This window comes from Hyalangium ruber, assembly GCF_034259325.1.
In the GTDB taxonomy this organism is placed as follows: Bacteria; Myxococcota; Myxococcia; order Myxococcales; family Myxococcaceae; genus Hyalangium_A; species Hyalangium_A rubrum.
On record NZ_JAXIVS010000007.1, the window covers coordinates 202848 to 219173 of the forward strand.

General features: G+C 68.8%; 13 protein-coding genes. 12 read left to right on the plus strand and 1 reads right to left on the minus strand.

The features are described 5' to 3' along the window. Nucleotides 1-68: 68 nt before the first annotated feature. Nucleotides 69-1658 (minus strand): MSCRAMM family protein, encoded by a 1590-nt coding sequence (locus SYV04_RS21510; protein WP_321547729.1) that lies wholly within the window; start codon nucleotides 1656-1658, stop codon nucleotides 69-71. A gap of 101 nt (nucleotides 1659-1759) precedes the next feature. Here SYV04_RS21510 and SYV04_RS21515 point away from each other — a divergent pair, with 101 nt between their 5' ends. The 12 genes from SYV04_RS21515 to SYV04_RS21570 all read left to right on the plus strand — a co-directional run bounded on the left by SYV04_RS21515 (nucleotide 1760) and on the right by SYV04_RS21570 (nucleotide 16317). Continuing rightward, a complete protein-coding gene (locus tag SYV04_RS21515) occupies nucleotides 1760-2764 on the plus strand; it encodes a tetratricopeptide repeat protein (protein WP_321547730.1) in 1005 nt (334 codons plus the stop codon). 181 nt (nucleotides 2765-2945) lie between these two features. Then, a complete protein-coding gene (gene mglB, locus SYV04_RS21520; protein ID WP_224249754.1) occupies nucleotides 2946-3425 on the plus strand; it encodes a gliding-motility regulator GTPase-activating protein MglB in 480 nt (159 codons plus the stop codon). An 11-nt stretch (nucleotides 3426-3436) separates the two neighbouring features. Continuing rightward, the gene (gene mglA / locus SYV04_RS21525; RefSeq protein ID WP_002613100.1) at nucleotides 3437-4024 is read left to right on the plus strand and encodes a gliding-motility regulator Ras-like GTPase MglA; all 588 of its coding nucleotides are present in this window, start codon (nucleotides 3437-3439) and stop codon (nucleotides 4022-4024) included. A 106-nt stretch (nucleotides 4025-4130) separates the two neighbouring features. Then, nucleotides 4131-4961, plus strand: a complete 831-nt coding sequence (locus tag SYV04_RS21530; RefSeq protein WP_321547731.1) for a dihydrolipoamide acetyltransferase — start codon at nucleotides 4131-4133, stop codon at nucleotides 4959-4961. Between the two features lie 10 nt (nucleotides 4962-4971). Beyond that, nucleotides 4972-7341 (plus strand): tetratricopeptide repeat protein, encoded by a 2370-nt coding sequence (locus SYV04_RS21535; RefSeq protein ID WP_321547732.1) that lies wholly within the window; start codon nucleotides 4972-4974, stop codon nucleotides 7339-7341. 2 nt (nucleotides 7342-7343) lie between these two features. Continuing rightward, on the plus strand, nucleotides 7344-10718 hold the full coding sequence (locus SYV04_RS21540) for a tetratricopeptide repeat protein (RefSeq protein ID WP_321547733.1): 3375 nt from the start codon (nucleotides 7344-7346) through the stop codon (nucleotides 10716-10718). Then, a complete protein-coding gene (locus SYV04_RS21545; protein ID WP_321547734.1) occupies nucleotides 10715-12208 on the plus strand; it encodes a tetratricopeptide repeat protein in 1494 nt (497 codons plus the stop codon). Before SYV04_RS21540 ends, SYV04_RS21545 begins: the two co-directional genes overlap by 4 nt. Before the next feature lie 11 nt (nucleotides 12209-12219). After that, on the plus strand, nucleotides 12220-12465 hold the full coding sequence (locus SYV04_RS21550) for a hypothetical protein (RefSeq protein ID WP_321547735.1): 246 nt from the start codon (nucleotides 12220-12222) through the stop codon (nucleotides 12463-12465). Between the two features lie 17 nt (nucleotides 12466-12482). After that, nucleotides 12483-13829 carry an AgmX/PglI C-terminal domain-containing protein gene (locus tag SYV04_RS21555; RefSeq protein ID WP_321547736.1) on the plus strand — a complete coding sequence of 449 codons (1347 nt, stop codon included), beginning with the start codon at nucleotides 12483-12485 and terminating at the stop codon, nucleotides 13827-13829. Nucleotides 13830-13847: 18 nt separating this feature from the next. Then, nucleotides 13848-14291: a cyclic nucleotide-binding domain-containing protein gene (locus SYV04_RS21560; protein ID WP_321547737.1), complete on the plus strand. Its 444-nt coding sequence runs from the start codon at nucleotides 13848-13850 to the stop codon at nucleotides 14289-14291. 50 nt (nucleotides 14292-14341) lie between these two features. Beyond that, nucleotides 14342-14902, plus strand: a complete 561-nt coding sequence (locus tag SYV04_RS21565; protein WP_321547738.1) for a hypothetical protein — start codon at nucleotides 14342-14344, stop codon at nucleotides 14900-14902. Nucleotides 14903-15033: 131 nt separating this feature from the next. Then, nucleotides 15034-16317: a hypothetical protein gene (locus SYV04_RS21570; protein WP_321547739.1), complete on the plus strand. Its 1284-nt coding sequence runs from the start codon at nucleotides 15034-15036 to the stop codon at nucleotides 16315-16317. Nucleotides 16318-16326: the final 9 nt, after the last annotated feature.

Sequence of the window (16326 nt, forward strand, 5' to 3'; positions counted from 1 at the left end):
TGGGGCCTCCTCGTCACACCCCCACGCCAGGCACAACAGCAGCGCGGCAAGACTCGCGCGAAGGGCTCTCACCGGGGCCTCGGGAAGAGATCGACGTTGAAGATGGCCTGCTCGCCATCACGCACGATGACGGACTTGGTCTGCGTCAGATAGCCCTTGGCGGAGATGATGATGCGATAGGTGCCCGGCTTGAGCTTCAAGGAGAAGGAGCCCTTGGCATCCGCGCGCGAGCGCACCTTCGCCGCGGGGATGACGAGCGTCGCGGCCAGGGGCCGCCCCTGCGTGCTGCGCACCGTGCCGGCGATGGTGGCGAAGCCCACGCGCCTGGCGAGCTGGAGCGGGATCGGCAGCACCGCCTCCTGGCCCGCGACGATGACCACCGCTTCCTCCACGGGCTGGAAGCCCGCCACGGAGACCTTCACCTGCACCGGCCCCGGAGGCAGCTTCTCCAGGCGGGCCTGTCCGGCCGCGTCCGTCCGCACTTCCCGCTCACCCACCACCACCGTCACCTCCGGCATCGGGACATTGCCGCGCTTGTCGGTGACGGCAATCCTCAGGCTCCCCACGGGCGGCGGAAGCTTGCGCGCGCGCACCTCCAATGTGGCGCGACCGCCCGGCGCGACCGTGGCGCGGCCCTCCGCCGGCTCATAGCCCGAGGCGCTCACCCGGGCGACCACCTCTCCCGGCGCCAGCTCCGGCTCCAGCACCTGTCCCTGGGCGTCGGTGGCGCGCGGAGCCTGGGCCGCGCCCTCTCCCAAGAACGTCACCTGGGCCCCCGCCATCGGAGTCCCCGTCTCCGCGTCCAGCACCTGGACCGCCAGCGCGCCCGGACGCACCTGGGGCTCCCCTGCTCCAGGAGACCGAGCGGACACGTCCGCGTCGAACCAGGAGAGCTGCAGCGCCGCGCCCACCCGCTGCAGCGTCTGCTCGGAGCGCACGCCACTGTCGGCCGTCAGCCGGTCCTGGACATATTGATAGTCCAGCACCAGCGCACCCTCCCAATGCCCCGCCTGCTTCACCGGGAAGAGCAGCGCGGCGCCTGCCCCGAAGCCCTTGGCGGAGGCGCCTCCTCCCGCCGCGTCCTGAGCGGAGAAGGCCAGGGGAAACTCTCCACGCAGCTCCCCTTGCGCGCGCAGAAACAGCGGGAAGCGCAGCCGGCCGCTCAGCAGCGCGGCATGGCGCCCTCCTCGCTGGAAGACAGGCTCGGGGTCGGCCGAGTCCGAGAACGTGGGCAGCTGGGCGAAGCCATACCCCGCGCCCAGCTCGCCCCGGACGGGCCCGAGCCGCCCACGCGCCACCAGTCCCGCGGACGCGCGCAGCAGGCTGCCCTCTGTAACGAGCGTGGACTCACGGTTGAGGGTGAAGGCCTCGCGCTGAACGCCGAGCTGGGCGCCCAGCCACTCCAGCCCCAGGCCATACACCGTCCCCCACACCGCGACGTCGTTGGGCGTCAAACCGGAGTAGGTGAGCCCCGGGCCGGGATCCACCTGCGCTCCCTCGCGCAGAGCCACCCCGTAGCGGAGCCGCAGCGCCACTCGCTCCAGCGCGGGGCCTGCCTCTAGAGCGGGCTCCTCCTGCGCGGAGGCCACGACCGGTGCTGTCACCAGGGTGAGCGCAAGGAGGGCGAGGAAGGCAGGGGTATGGCGCGGTCGGGCCAAGGCTCGGCGGAGTATAGGGAAGGCCGCCAGCGTCCCCAAAACACCGGCCAAAGAAATCTCATGGGTTGTCAGCGCCGCGTCCCATCCCGTAAAGACAGGGCATGCGCCTCATGTCCCTCCTCTTATTGCTGGCGGCCACCGACGCTCGCCTGCAACAGGGAGAAAAGCTGCTGGCGGCCCGGGACTGCGAGGGCCTCGAGGCGCTGTTCGCCCCCGCCGGCACCGCGAGCCCCGAGCGCAACACCGAGCGCAATATCGACGCCGCGCGACTGCTCGCCCAAGGCGCCACCGCCTGCCGGGAGCAGGACAAGGTGCTGGCCTTCGCCCTCACCCAGCGCGCCCTCGCCCTCGCGCCGGACGACTATGGCGTGCGCACCGCCCACGCCGAGAGCCTGCTGGCCGTGGACGAGCGCTCCGCCGCCGCGCGCCTGCTGGACGAGACCCTCCAGGCCCACCCGCGAGACGCCGTCCGCGCCCGCTTCCTGCGCGCCCGGCTGGCCGATGAAGAGGCCGAGAGCGCGCTGGTGGTGCGTTTGCTCGAACCCATCCTCCAGGAGCCCGAGTACGGAGAGCCCGCGCGCGCCCTGCACGCCCGCAACCAGAGCGCCCTCCAGTCCCACTCCCAGGCGCGCGAGACGATGGCCCGCGAGGAGCAGGCCCTCTCCGAGTCCGCCGCCCGCGCCCAGGAAGTCGCCTCCAGCCGCTCCTCCGAGGCTGATCGCCACGCCCCCCGCTCGGGCTCCGAGGTCTGGAGTGCGCGTGCCACCCTCAAGAGCGGTGCGCAGCGCACCTTCCGCACCAAGAACATCCAGGCCGGCGCCACCTACATCTTCCACGCCACCGGCGGCTGCACGGCGCCCTCCTCCAATAAGAAGGGGCGCAAGAGCCGCCTCGGCCCCACCGTGGACCTCTTCGGCCAGGACTTCCGGGTGCGAATCGGCACGCTGGACGCCATGCCTCTCAAGGTAGGCTTGGAGCCCGAACAGAACGCCCTCACTTTCCGTGCGGCCGAAAACAACCCCCAAATCTTCATCGAGGACCGAACGGACCTTCGTCCCGAGCGTCCCCGGTGTACGATCAGCGATGTAGCTGTGCGGGTGCCCTGAGTGAACCAAGGATCTCCGAGGAAGAACGGTCCGCTAAGCTTGCTGGACCCTGTGGTGTCTGCTAAGCATCCGCCGGTCGGGAGCGACGCATCTAACCTCCGAGATTCACTCCGGAAACCCTGGGGCCGCCAAATCGCGGGGCGAAGCGAACGCTGAGGAGCGTAGAGGAGCGTATACGCCCATGGGCACGCAATTGGTGATGTACGAAGAGGAGTTCACCAAGATCAACGCCGTTTGCGACCGCCTCACCAAGGACGCGAACGCGAAGGTGGTGTTCCTCGTCGACAAGAACGGGCAGCTCATCTCCTCGGCGGGGCAGACCCAGAACATCGACACCACCTCGCTGGCCTCGCTGACGGCCGGCAACGTGGCGGCGATGGGCGGGTTGGCCAAGCTGATCGGTGAGAACGAGTTCCCCAATCAGTTTCACGAAGGGGCGAAGGACTCGCTCTACATGACCATCGTCGGCAGCCGGGTGGTGCTGGTGGTCATCTTCGACAACCGCACCAGCCTGGGTCTCGTCCGCCTTCGCATCAAGAAGGCCAGCGACGAGCTGGCGAAGATCTTCGAGAGCCTGGTGAAGAAGACCGACAGTCCCGGGATCGGCTCGCCGTTCGCCGAGATCTCCGACGACGATATCGACAACCTCTTCAGCGAGTAACCCGGGAAGCCATGTCCTTCATCAACTACTCCTCCCGCGAGATCAACTGCAAGATCGTCTATTACGGGCCGGGTCTCTGCGGGAAGACGACGAACCTGCAGTACATCTACAACAAGACCGCCGCCGACACGAAGGGCAAGCTCATCTCGCTGTCCACCGAGACGGACCGCACGCTCTTCTTCGACTTCCTGCCGCTGTCGCTCGGTGAGATTCGCGGCTTCAAGACGCGCTTCCACCTGTACACGGTGCCGGGTCAGGTCTTCTACGACGCCAGCCGCAAGCTGATCCTCAAGGGCGTGGACGGCGTGGTGTTCGTGGCCGACAGCCAGATCGAGCGCATGGAAGCGAACATGGAGTCGCTGGAGAACCTGCGCATCAACCTGGCCGAGCAGGGCTACGACCTGAACAAGATCCCGTACGTGATGCAGTACAACAAGCGGGACCTGCCCAACGCGGTGACGGTGGAAGAGATCCGCAAGGCGCTCAACCCACGCAACATCCCCGAGTACCAGGCCGTTGCGCCGACCGGCGTGGGCGTGTTCGACACGCTCAAGGCGGTGGCCAAGCTGGTGCTCACCGAGCTGCGCAAGGGCGGCTAGCCGACAGGAGAGCGGGCTGCCATCCAACCCCCCGCCGCTGCGACGCGGGGGCCAAAGGGTGGTATGACCGCAGTCCGGTCGGGCCGGCTCCCCGTCGAGGTCGCTCGTGCGTTCCGCTTCCTCCAGTTTCTGTCTCTTCGCGCTGCTGAGCGTCAGCCTCTGTCTGCCGGCGCTCGCGCAGGAGACACCCGCGACGCCCGCGCCCGCATCCCCCGCTACCGAGGTGACCGTCACCCCGCCGGCCTCTCCGGCCGCGGCTCCGGCTCCGACTTCAGCGCCGAGCTCGGAGGCCATCTCCCCCACCCCGCCGGGGCCCTCCGCGCAGACGGCGGACGAGGCCTTCGACACGCGCGTCAAGACGATGGAGGAGCAGGTCGTCGACTTGAAGGAGAAGATCTACCGCTCCAAGGCGCGGCTGCTGCTGTTGCAGGAGACGGTGCTGGGTGGAGACCTGTCCACGGGCGCCCGCGCGGTGCTCTTCCACAAGAACGAGATGGGCAGCTCGTTCGTCCTGGAGTCGGTGGCCTACGCGCTGGACGGCGCGCCCATCTTCACCAAGGTGAACGAGAACGGTGACCTGGACAAGCTCGAGGAGTTCGAGATCTTCAACGGCCGCATCGTCCCCGGCCAGCACCAGGTGGCCGTGCGGCTGGTGTACCGCGGCAACGGCTACGGCGTGTTCAGCTACCTCGAGGGCTACAAGTTCAAGGTGCAGTCCAGCTACACCTTCAACGCCGAGGGCGGCAAGGTGACCACGGTGCGCGTGGTCGGCTTCGAGAAGGGCGGGCTCACCACGGACCTGAAGGACCGCCCCACGGTGCGCTACGACATCGAGGTGTCGCGCGACGCGCCCCAGCCCAAGAGTGCCCCGAAAGCTCCGGCGGCGACTCCGACGGCGGCCCCGGCCTCTCCGCCCTCCGCTGCCGAGACGAAGTAGGGGTCCGCCGGTGAACGCGTCTGACCCTCGCGTCCTCTTCCTCTCGGCGGTGCTGTCCCTGGCCCCCGCCGCCCGGCCCGCGCTCGCCGCTCCGGAGACGGTGGAGGTGCGCGCCAGCCGCGACGTGAAGCGCCAGCTGGAGCAGGTGGACAAGCAGCTGCAGAACGCTGACGAGAACATCCGCTTCGTCGAGACGCAGTTCACCCAGCGCCCCGAGCCCAGCGACGAGGAGGCCAAGCTGCGGCGCTTCTCGGACGGAGAGATCCAGTACCTCCTGGGCGACTGGACGGCCGCCTCCGTCCTCTTCTACGACCTGGTGAGCGATCCGCGCTTCCGCGCTCACGCGCTCTACCCGGACGCCCTCTTCTATCTGTCCGACTCGCTGCTGGAGCAGCAGAACTACATCGGCGCGCGGCTCTACCTGCGCGAGCTGCTCAGCCTGCCTCCCACGGACCGTTATAAGGATGCGCTCAGCCGCTACCTGAACGTCGCCAGCCGGCTCAACCAGTTCGACGGCATCGACGACTACATCGCACAGGCCCGGAAGCTCTCCGGAGGCCAGCTCCCGCCCGAGCTGGCGTACGTCTACGCCAAGTGGCTCTTCCGGCGCGCGGACCTCAAGAACGAGGAGCGCATCGCCCGCGCCCGTGAAGCCTTCGAGCCGCTGATGCGCTCCAACATCCGCCTCGTGCGCCTGCAGAGCGCCTACCACCTGGGCGTGCTGTCCGTGCAGGCCGGGGACTTGAAGGACGCCATCGAGCGCTTCCGCGAGCTGGCCTCGCTGCCCGTCAACGTGCCGGAAGAGGTGCGCATCCGCGAGCTGACGAACCTCTCCCTGGGCCGGCTCCTCTATGAGACGGGCAACCTGGACGAGGCGCTGGATCGCTACCAGCAGATTCCCGGCGAGAGCGAGTCGTTCGTGGACTCGCTCTATGAGGTGTCCTGGACGTACGTGAAGAAGGGCGACTTCAGCCGCGCCAAGAACGCCATCGACATCCTGCTGCTGGTGGACCCCGAGTCGTCGTTGGCCCCCGACGCGAAGCTGCTGCAGGGGCATCTGCTGCTCAAGCTGCAGCAGTACGAGGAGGCCACCACCACGTACCAGGGCGTCATCGACACGTACGGCCCGGTGCGCAACAAGCTCGACGAGCTGCTCTCCCGCACGATCGACCCGGTCGCCTACTTCGACAACCTGCTGAGCCGCAACGAGCGGACGCTCGACCTGAGCGTGCTGCTTCCGCCGGTGGCGCTGCGCTACGCGCAGACGCAGGAGCAGGTCGCGGGCGCCGTGGCGCTGGTGAACGACCTGGAGAGCGGCCGCAAGGGCGTGGGCGAGGCGCGGGCGCTGGCCACGCGCATCCTCCAGGCGCTGGAAGAGCGCGGGCTGGAGACGTTCCCCGAGCTGCAAGAAGGCTACACGCGCGCGGACGCGGTGGAGAGCGGCCTTACGCGCGTGGAGCAGGTGCTGGTGGCGGTGGAGTCCTCGGCGGTGCTGGAGCACCTCACGAGCGAGGAGCGCAAGAAGCTGGAGGCGGTGCGCGAGGAGCGCGAGGCCCTGGCGCGACGCTTTGCCCTGCTGCCCACCACGCAGCGCGAAGTAGAGGAGCGGCGCCAGCGGATGCAGGCGCGCGTGGACGAGCTGGACCGCGAAGCCTTCCGGCTGGGCTACGAGCTGCAGAGCCTGCGCGCCGTGGCCACCGCGGTGCGCAAGTGGGTAGAGGACACGCGCGCCGAGCGCAACACCCCGCCCGAGGAGGAGGTGGCCTTCCTCGGCCAGCTCCAGGCCGAGGCGGACACGCTGGAGGGGCTGCAGAGCGAGCTGGAGCACACCCGGCTCAAGCTGGCCGACGAGCGCAACGCCGTGGCCACCTCCGTGGGCGGCGAGGAGCTCATCCGCCAGCAGTTCTACGAGGTGCTGCAGCGCGAGCACCTGCTGGTGGCCTCCTTCGCGGGGCGCCTGCCCGACGATGTGGCGGCGCTGATGACCCGCCTGCAGCAGGTGCGCGAGCGCACGGACGCGCTGCGCACCCGGGTGACGACGGCCAAGGGGCAGCTCCGCGCCCAGCTCGAGCGCCGAGGCCGCGTCATCCGCGACAAGGTGCAGGCCGAGCAGGCCCTGCTGGGGCAGTACGACACGGAGGTGGCCGCCGTGTCCGGGCAGGCACGCAACCTCGTGGGCCGCATCGCCTTCGACAGCTTCCGCCGGGTGCGGCAGCAGTTCTACGACCTGGTCCTCAAGGGCGACGTGGGCATGGTGGACGTGGCCTTCACCCGCAAGCAGGACAAGACGGTGGAGATCCAGAAGCTGTCGGCGCAGAAAGACAAAGAGCTGCGCGAGCTGGAACGGGACTTCAAGGAAGTCCTCAAGGACGTTGAATAGCGATGCGCCGCCTGTTGCTCACGCTGCTGACGCTGACGCCCCTGCTCGCCGCCGCCCAACAGCCGGCCGCGACGCAGGAGAGCGCCGCGTCACTGCCGAAGCCCTCGTCCGCGCCCAAACCCACCCCGGGGCGCTACCTGGAGGGCATGGGCCGCACTCCCGAGGAGGAGGCGCTGCTGCAGGACATCAGCCGCGCCATGCAGGCGTATGAGGAGGAGTCGCGCGAGTACCGGCGCGAGGTGCAATTGCTGGTGGAGCGCAAGTACGAGGAGAAGCGCAACACGCTGGCCTCCTCGTACGAGAAGGCCATCAGCGATCTGGAGCTCACCGAGCGCAAGGAGCGCCTGGACGCCATCGCCCGCTTCGAGGAGTTCCTGCGCCGCTACCCGAAGGAGCCGCGCTACGCGCCGGACGTGATGTTCCGCCTGGCGGAGCTCTACTACGAGCGCTCCAGCGACCAGCACCTGGCGGCCCTGCGCGCCCACGAGGAGAAGCTCCGGGCGCTGGCCGAGAACGCGGAGGCCCCACCCGAGCCGGCGGTGGACTTCGCCCCGTCCATCGCCCTGTACTGGCGGCTCATCGCCGACTTCCCGGACTACCGGCTCAATGACGCCGCCTGGTACCTGCTGGGCTACTGCCAGGAGAAGCAGAACCAGTTCGACGAGAGCCGGGCCACGTACCAGGAGCTGATCGCCCGCTACCCCAAGAGCCGCTTCGCCACCGAGGCCTGGGTGCGCATCGGCGAGTACTGGTTCGATTCCTACAGCGATCCGTTCGCGCTGCCCAAGGCCGCCGAGGCGTACGAGGCCGCCACGAAGGACACCACCCACCCGCTCTACGACAAGGCGCTCTACAAGCTGGGGTGGACGTACTACCGCCTGGACCGCTTCGACGACGCGGTCGAGAAGTTCCTCACGCTCGCCGACTTCTACGAGGCGCAGAAGGAGCTCCAGGGCGAGGAGGGCGGCGGCGGAGACCTGCGCGAGGAGGCGCTCCAGTACGTGGCCATCTCGCTGGCGGATGAGACCTGGGGCGGCATGGCCAAGGCCCAGGCCCTGTTCTCCCAGCGGGGCGCGCGTCCCTACGAGGCGGAGGTCTACCGGCGCCTGGGCAATGTCTGGTTCGACCAGACGAACCACACCGCCGCCATCGAGGCGTACCAGGTGGTGCTACAGAAGGATCCGCTGGCCAAGGACGCGCCGCAGGTCCAGCAGAAGATCGTCCAGGCGTACGAGCGGGACCGGAAGATGGCCGAGTCCTACGCCGCGGCGTCCCAGCTGGCCGAGGTCTATGCGCCGGGCGGCGCCTGGTACAAGGAGCACGCGGGCGAGCCGGACGTGCTGGCCACCGCCGACGACCTGGCGGAGAAGAGCCTCTACAACACCGCGCTCTACCACCACCAGCAGGCGCAGGTGTTCAGCAAGGAGGGCAAGCTCGAGCAGGCCATGGTGGGCTACCAGGTGGCCGCCCGCGCCTACGGCGCCTATCTGGAGCGCTTCCCGCGCACCAAGGGCTCGTACGAGATGCGGTACTACTACGCCGAGTGCCTCTACTACTCGTTCCAGTTCGCGCTGGCGGCGCGCAACTACGAGGAGGTGCGCGACTCGCGGCTGGACGAGAAGTTCCGCAAGGACGCGGCCTTCAGCGCCGTCACCTCCTGGCAGCAGCAACTGGCGGCGGACCTGAAGGCTGGCACGGTGAAGGAGTACAAGCCCCTGCGCTCCACCGAGCGGCCCGAGGGCGAGGCCGTGCAGGTCATCCCCCTGGCGGCGACCGAGGCCCACCTGGTGTCGGCCTCGGATGCATACGTGAAGCTGCTGCCCCAGGACGAGAAGAGCCCGGGCATGGCCTACAAGGCCGCGGAGCTGTTCTACGCGCACAACGACTTCCCCGAGGCGCGCCGGCGCTTCGAGGCCATCGTGAAGAGCTACCCGAAGAACGAGGTGTCCAAGTTCTCCACCAACTTCATCGTGGAGAGCTTCCTCATCGACAAGGACTGGCGCAGCGTCGAGGAGGTCAGCGGCAGGCTCGCCGCGAACAAGGACGTCATCGATCCGTCCAGTGAGCTCTACAAGGACCTGGTGAAGTTCAAGCTCGCCGGCCGCTTCAAGCTGGCCGACCAGCTCATGGCCGAGGGCAAGTACGAGGAGGCCGCCAAGAAGTACATCCTCCTGGTGGACGAGGCGCCACGCCACGAGTTCGCCGACAAGGCGCTCAACAACGCCGCGGTCTGCAACGAGAACACCCGCCGATTCGACTCGGCGCTCAAGCTGTACGAGCGCATCTTCCGCGAGTACCCCACCTCCACCCTGGCCGACGCGGCGCTGTTCCGCGTGGCGGTGAACGCCGAGCAGTCCTACGACTTCGAGAAGGCGGTGGTCAGCTACCAGAAGCTGGTGAAGGACTACCCGGCCTCGAAGAACCGCGAGGCGGCGCTCTTCAACGCCGCGCGCCTGCTCGAAGGCCAGCAGCGCTACGCCGAGGCCGCCGGCGCCTTCCTGCGCTACGCGGACCTGTTCCCCAACGCCGAGGACGCACCGAAGAACCAGTACCGCGCCGCCCTCATCTACGAGAAGCAGGAGGACTGGCGGGGGCAGATCCGCGCCCTCAAGGAGTTCGTCGACAAGTACGCCAAGAAGCCCGCGCAGGTGGAACTGGTGGTGGACGCCCAGCGTCGTATTGGCGATGCGCACAAGAAGCTGGGAAACGAGAAGGAGGCCGAGCGCGCGTGGGCCGCCGCCGCCGATGAGTTCGATCGTCGCAAGCTCAAGCCGGATGCCCAACCGCTGGCCGCAGACGCGGCCGCCTACAGCCGCTTCCAGCTCGCCGAGCTGGAGCTGCAGACGTTCGACAAGTTGAAGATCAGCGGCTCGGGCAAGGCGCTGGAGCGCAGCTTCACCGCCAAGCGCAGCGCGGTGAAGACCGTCAACGAGGCCTACGCCAAGGTCTACCCGTACAAGCGCCTGGAGTGGACGCTGGCGGCCCTCTACCGGCGCGGCTACGCCCTGGAGCGCTTCGCCACCACCGTCATCGAGACGCCCGTGCCGGCGGACGTGAAGCGCCTGGGCGAGGAGGCCGTGGTGGCCTACCAGGACATGGTCGCGCAGCAGACGGCGACCCTGGAGGACGCGGCGGTGGAGAGCTACACGACCACCCTCCAGGAGGCGCGCAAGAACCGCGTCTCCAACGAGTGGACGCGGCGCACGCTCGAGGCGCTCAACCGCTTCCGCCCCAAGGAGTACCCCGTGCTCAAGGAGCCCAAGGAGGCCATCGCCTTCGAGGGCACCTACCCCGAGGGCATGGTGGGCAGCCTCCTCGGGCCGCAGCGCGTCGAGGAACAGGCCCCGCAGAAGCTCAGTGGTGGAGGTGACAAGTGAGCGCGTCCCGCCTGCTGACCGCCTGCCTGGCCCTGCTGCTGGGTGGCGCCTGCGCTTCCACGCCCAAGCCCGCGCCCACGCCTCCACCGGCGGAGAGCGCCGCCACGAGCACCCCCGCGCCCACGGAGAGCGCGCCCACTCCGGGAGCCGCTCGCCCCTCCGAGCCTGCCACCTCCGGCGGCGCCCAGGTGGTGAAGACGGTACCCGCACCATCGGCCACGCCCTCGGTCGAGCCGAGCCCTGCCCCTCCCCGGCCGCAGGCCACGGGCGCGCGGGGAGACTTCGAACGCGCGGTGGAGATCGCCCGACGCGGAGAGCTGGAGGCCGCCGAGCGGGGCTTGGAGGCCCTGCTGGAGGCCAACCCCAAGCTGGACTACGCCTGGACGAACCTGGGCGTGCTGCGCGAGCGCAAGGGCAAACCGGAGGAGGCTGAGCGCGCCTACCGCAAGGCCCTGGAGCTCAAGCCCGAGCAGGAGTCCGCCTGGGACTTCCTCACCCGGCTCTACTGCCGCACTGGCCGCGCCTCGCGCATCGAGGCCGAGCTGCGCCAGAAGCTGGAGGCCAAGGCCGACTCCGCGAGCATGCGCACCTCCCTGGCCCTGGCCCTGCTGCACCAGCAGAAGCTGGAGTCGGCCGCCACCGAGGCCAAGCGCGCCCTCAAGGTGGAGGAGCGCTACGTGAAGGCCATGCAGGTGCTCGCGCAGGTGTACTACCGCGAGAAGAAGTTCGAGCTGGCCCGCATGGTGCTGGAGAACGCCCGCGCCATCGACACGCAGGACGCGGCCACCCACAACGCGCTGGGCCTGGTGCAGCTGGCCCTCAAGGCCCGCCCCCTGGCGCTGGAGAGCTTCAAGCAGGCCGCGCAGCTGCGCCCGGACTTCGCCGAGGCGCGCAACAACTTCGGCGCCATGCTCAACGAGGCCCAGGACTACCCAGCCGCCATCACCGAGCTGGAGGCCGCCGTGCGCTCCGCGCCGGACTTCGCCTCCGCCCGGCTCAACCTGGGCAACGCCTACCGGGGCACCGGGGATTTCGTCCGCGCCAAGGACGAGTACGGGCAGGTCATCAAGCTCCAGCCCCAGCTGGCCGACACCTACTTCAACCTCGCCATCCTCTACCTCGACCTGGAGCCGCAGGGCATGGACACCCTGGAGCGCTTCAAGGCGGCCATCACCTGGTTCGAGCAGTACAAGGGCAAGGGGGGCAAGGACGAGCGCGTGGAGCAGTACGTCAAGGACGCCCAGAAGGGCATCGACAAGGAAGAGCGTCGGCGCGAGCGAGAGAAGCGCGATCAGCTCCGCAAGGCCCAGAAGGCCGAAGAGGACCGCAAGAAGGCCGAGGAGGAGGCGAAGCAGGCCCAGCAGGCCGCCCCCTCGCCCTCCGAGCCGGCGACCGCCACGGCGACACCGGACAAAACGTCCACACCTCCCAGCACACCCTCTGCCACCCCTACCCCGGGCTCGGGTAAGCTGACCTCCGACGATAAGTAGAGGCCCCGCCCATGCGCACCTTCCTCGCACTCCTTCTGATGATGGCCGCCCCCGCGCTCGCGCAGGACTCGGGCGACGCCCAGGGTGCCAAGAAGAAGAAGGTCATCCGCCTGGATGCCCTCACCGTCGAGGGAAAGATCCAGAAGCCCCAGGCCTTCTACATCCTCCAGCGCTCGAACCTGAACTTCGAGGAGCTCAACCGGCCCGAGAGCTTCGTTCCCAAAGTCGTCCAGAGCGTGGACAAGCAACCTTTCTAGGGCGGCCCCAGAAAACCATGGCTTCACCCCAGTCCCAGCCCAGCAAGTTGTTGCGCGTCGGCATCATCCAGGCCGACCGCATCCTCGAGGAGCGTCACGTCCTCCGGGACGACGTCACCATCGGCCACGACGCGAAGAACACCATCGTCCTGCCGCCCTCCGACGACCTGCCGGCCAAGTTCGCCCTCTTCGAGAACCGCAACAACCAGTACCAGCTCGTCTTCGACGACACGATGCAGGGCCGGGTGAACCTGGGCTCCTCGGACGTGGACTTCGACCGGCTGCGCAAGCAGGGCCTGGCCCAGGAGCGCGGCACCAACTACGTGCTGCCCCTGCAGGAGAGCGCCCGCGGCAAGGTGGACCTGGGCGACCTGACCCTCTTCTTCCAGTTCGTCTCGCCCGTGCCCGAGGCGGACAAGCCCAAGCTGCCGCCGGACGTGTCCGCCGGCTTCTGGAAGGGCCTGGACCGCACCTTCTTCCTCATCCTCGGCGTCTCCCTCTTCCTGCACTTCGCGTGGGGCGCCTACGTCTTCGCCGCCCAGCCACCGCCCGAGCCCGAGCTGACGCTGGACGAGCTGGAGGACCGCTTCGTCCGCGCCGACATCATCCCCAAGCAGCCGCCCAAGCAGGAGCAGGTGGCCGAGGCCCCCCAGGCCGAGGAGAAGCAGCAGGCCAAGGAGGACAAGAAGGATCCGAGCGAGGCCAAGCCCGCCGAGAGCAAGTCCGCCGACCCCGCGGAGCGCAAGGCGGAGGTCATCAAGAAGGTGTCCGGCAAGGGCCTGCTGAAGATCCTCGGCTCCTCGGGCGACGGCAGCGGCGGTGCGTTCGCGGACGTGCTCGGCGGCAGCACTGGCGGCGGAGAGATCGCCGAGGCGCTCGCGGGCGCCGGCGGCGTGGGCGTGGCCACCGCGGAGTCCATCGGCGCTGGAGGCCCCAAGGGCGGCGGCGCGGGCCAGGTGGCCGGCATCGGCGAGCTGGGCACCAGCGGCGGCGGCAAGGTGGACCTGGGCGCCAAGAAGGAGACCGCTGTCTCGGGACGGGTGAGCGACTCGACCCCCGAGGTGGAGAGCTCGGACGTGGATCGCGACGCGCTGACGCGCTACGTGAAGGCGCGCCTGAAGGCCATCCAGGGTTGCTACGAGAAGGAGCTCAAGCGCAACCCCAACCTCAAGGGCAAGGTGGTGGTGCGCTTCAGCATCATGCCCTCCGGCCGCACCGGCAACATCGACGTGGAGGAGAACACGCTGGGCAATGACGCGGTGGGCAGCTGCATCCGCACCGTCATCCGCAGCTGGGTGTTCCCCTTCAAGCCGGACGACGAAGTGCCTGTCGCCTACCCCTTCGTCTTCTCTCCCGCGGGGTAGCTCCCAGAGAGGGGCAGCATGGAGAAGCTGGACGTCATCACCGCTTCGCCGCTGTTCGAGATGCTCTCCCAGGAAGAGCTGGCGCACCTGGCCGAGCTCGCCGGGCAGCGCCGCTACGCCGCCGGCGAGGTCATCTTCGAGGAGGGAGCGCTGGGCGACAGCCTCTTCGTCATCGTCAAGGGCGAGGTGGAGGTGGTGCATCGCGAGGGTGACGCGGTGCGCCCCATCACCGTGCTCACCTCGCCAGCCTTCTTCGGGGAGATGAGCGTCATTGACAAGGAGTACCGCTCGGCCACCCTGCGAGCGCGCACGGACGCGGAGCTGCTGCAGCTCACCATGAAGGAGCTGGGGCGCTTCCGGCAGGCGCACCGCGACGGCTTCACCTTCATCGTCATCAACATCGCGCGCATCCTCTCGGCCCGGCTGCGCGAGGCCAACGCGCGTCTTGCGGGCAACGCCTGAGCCCCCTCGTGCGTTGACACCCCCGCCCCTCGCTTCTACGCTCGCGGCGTATGCGCATTGTCGGACTGCTGCCTGTGCTGCTCGTGGCGGGGTGGGCCGCCGCTCAGGGCACCAGGCCCGCGGCCCCTCCGGCTGCGCCCATGCCCTCGCTGCAGAAGGCCAGCGAGGTGCCGGATCCGGAGAAGCTCGAGCGCAGCGCCAAGGCCATCGCCGGCATGCGCACCGCGCTGCGCGAGGTGCTCGAGAAGCTCGAGGAGGCCCGCCGCACCAAGGACGTGGTGAAGCTCAACTGCGTCAACGAGAAGCTGACCCAGATCAAGGGCCTGCTTCGCATCTCCGAGCAGGCGGACGTGGGGCTGCAGGAGTCGGTGGCCCGCAAGGAGACGACCTCCGCCGAGCACGAGTACACCAAGGTGATGATCGCCCAGCAGAAGGTGTCCCAGCTGCGCTCGGAGACCGAGGAGTGCATCGGCCAGCTCGCCTTCCGCACCGACGAGAACCTCTCCGTCGAAGTCGAGGAGCCCCGGGACCTGCCCGGCGGTGATCCGACCAAGCCGCCCCCGCCGGGCGACGTCGTCGTCCGTCCGCCCCCCGCCAGTCCCACCCTGTAGGTTGGCGCGGGTTTCGTTACCCACCAGGCCGGACGGTGTCCAAGAAATTTGTGCGGGGGTCGGAGGGGTGCGTGTTATGACCCCCCTCAGGGCCCCAGTCAGCGGTAGGGAAAGGTAGCCGGCGTGCCGGCGTGATCGTCCGACTCATGACGCAGTCTGGCAACAAGTGCTGGGCTCTGTGCGTGCTGGTATTGGGGATGCTGGGTCCCGCCGTGGTCGGGGCGCAGACTCCGCCTGTGCCCACGGGCGGCAACGGCTTCAAGGTGGGAGAAGGGCGGCTGCACCCCTTCTTCGACCTGGAGACGCGGCTGGACACGGGCGTGGGCTACTTCCTGAACGAAGCCACGCCCGAGCCGAATGATCTCGAAGAGGGCCCCTCGAGCGAGATGGTGCTGCGGCTGCGGCCCGGGCTGAAGCTGGACGTGCCCTCCTCCAAGCTCACCTTCAACGCGTCGGCGCGGCTGGAGTACGTGCTCTACACGGGGCTCTTGGAGCCCCAGTCGACGTACGGCTCGCACCTGGAGGGGGCGGCGGACATCTCGGCCCACTTCAACCCCGAAGCGCCGTTGAGCTTCGTGCTGTCCGACCAGTTCATCCGCTCGGACCAGACGCGCAACGTGGCGCTGGGCGCGGGGGTGCTGTCGCTCTTCAACGAGCTGCGCGCCAAGATGCCCTACCGGCCCGGTGGCGGCGCGGTGGAGATCACCCCCGAGCTGGCCTGGGCGGTGGAGTTCTTCTCGCCCATCGGCCTGGCCGTGCCGGTGGGGTGCGAGGAGGGCGTGTGTGATCCCGACACGGTGGACGCCTTCGACTACAACAACCTGCACGCGGGGGTGGATGGGCGCTGGCGCTTCCTGCCGAAGACGGCGCTGGTGCTGGATGTGGACCTGGACCTGCGCAACTACTTCCAAGGGGACAACCCGGATGCGCTGCTCCTGCGCAGCATGGCGGGGCTGGCGGGCCTGGTGTCTCCGAAGATCGCCGTCACCGCCAAGGTGGGCTGGGGCTTCAACTTCGGCTCCACGGGGGGCAACACCTTCCTGGCGCAGCTCGAGGGCACCTACCTCTACAGCCCGACGATGACGTTCAAGGGCGGCTACTACCGCACGCTCAACCCAGTGGCCGCCTATGGGCTGTACCGCAATGATCGGGGTTATGTGGAGGCGCGGGCGCTGTTCGGCGGCAAGCTGGTGATGCATGGGTACCTGGCGGCCGACTTCCTGGGCTTCTACACCGCGACGGCGCCTCGCTCCGACACGCTGGTGAGCGTGGACCTCGGGCCGGAGTACCAGTTCAAGCCGTGGCTTGTGGGCGCGGCGGGCTACTTGCTGAGCACGCGGTCGTCCTCGATCGAGGGCACGGGCCTGAACTACACGCGCCACGAAGTCTACCTTCGGCTGACCCTGGTGTACTGAGCCCCGCCG

Coding starts and splice junctions, on each gene's coding strand:
- SYV04_RS21560 (WP_321547737.1), top strand. CDS start 13,848: ATGGAGAAGCTGGACGTCATCACCGCTTCGCCGCTGTTCGAGATGCTC.
- mglA (WP_002613100.1), top strand. CDS start 3,437: ATGTCCTTCATCAACTACTCCTCCCGCGAGATCAACTGCAAGATCGTC.
- SYV04_RS21540 (WP_321547733.1), top strand. CDS start 7,344: ATGCGCCGCCTGTTGCTCACGCTGCTGACGCTGACGCCCCTGCTCGCC.
- SYV04_RS21555 (WP_321547736.1), top strand. CDS start 12,483: ATGGCTTCACCCCAGTCCCAGCCCAGCAAGTTGTTGCGCGTCGGCATC.
- SYV04_RS21550 (WP_321547735.1), top strand. CDS start 12,220: ATGCGCACCTTCCTCGCACTCCTTCTGATGATGGCCGCCCCCGCGCTC.
- mglB (WP_224249754.1), top strand. CDS start 2,946: ATGGGCACGCAATTGGTGATGTACGAAGAGGAGTTCACCAAGATCAAC.
- SYV04_RS21565 (WP_321547738.1), top strand. CDS start 14,342: ATGCGCATTGTCGGACTGCTGCCTGTGCTGCTCGTGGCGGGGTGGGCC.
- SYV04_RS21515 (WP_321547730.1), top strand. CDS start 1,760: ATGCGCCTCATGTCCCTCCTCTTATTGCTGGCGGCCACCGACGCTCGC.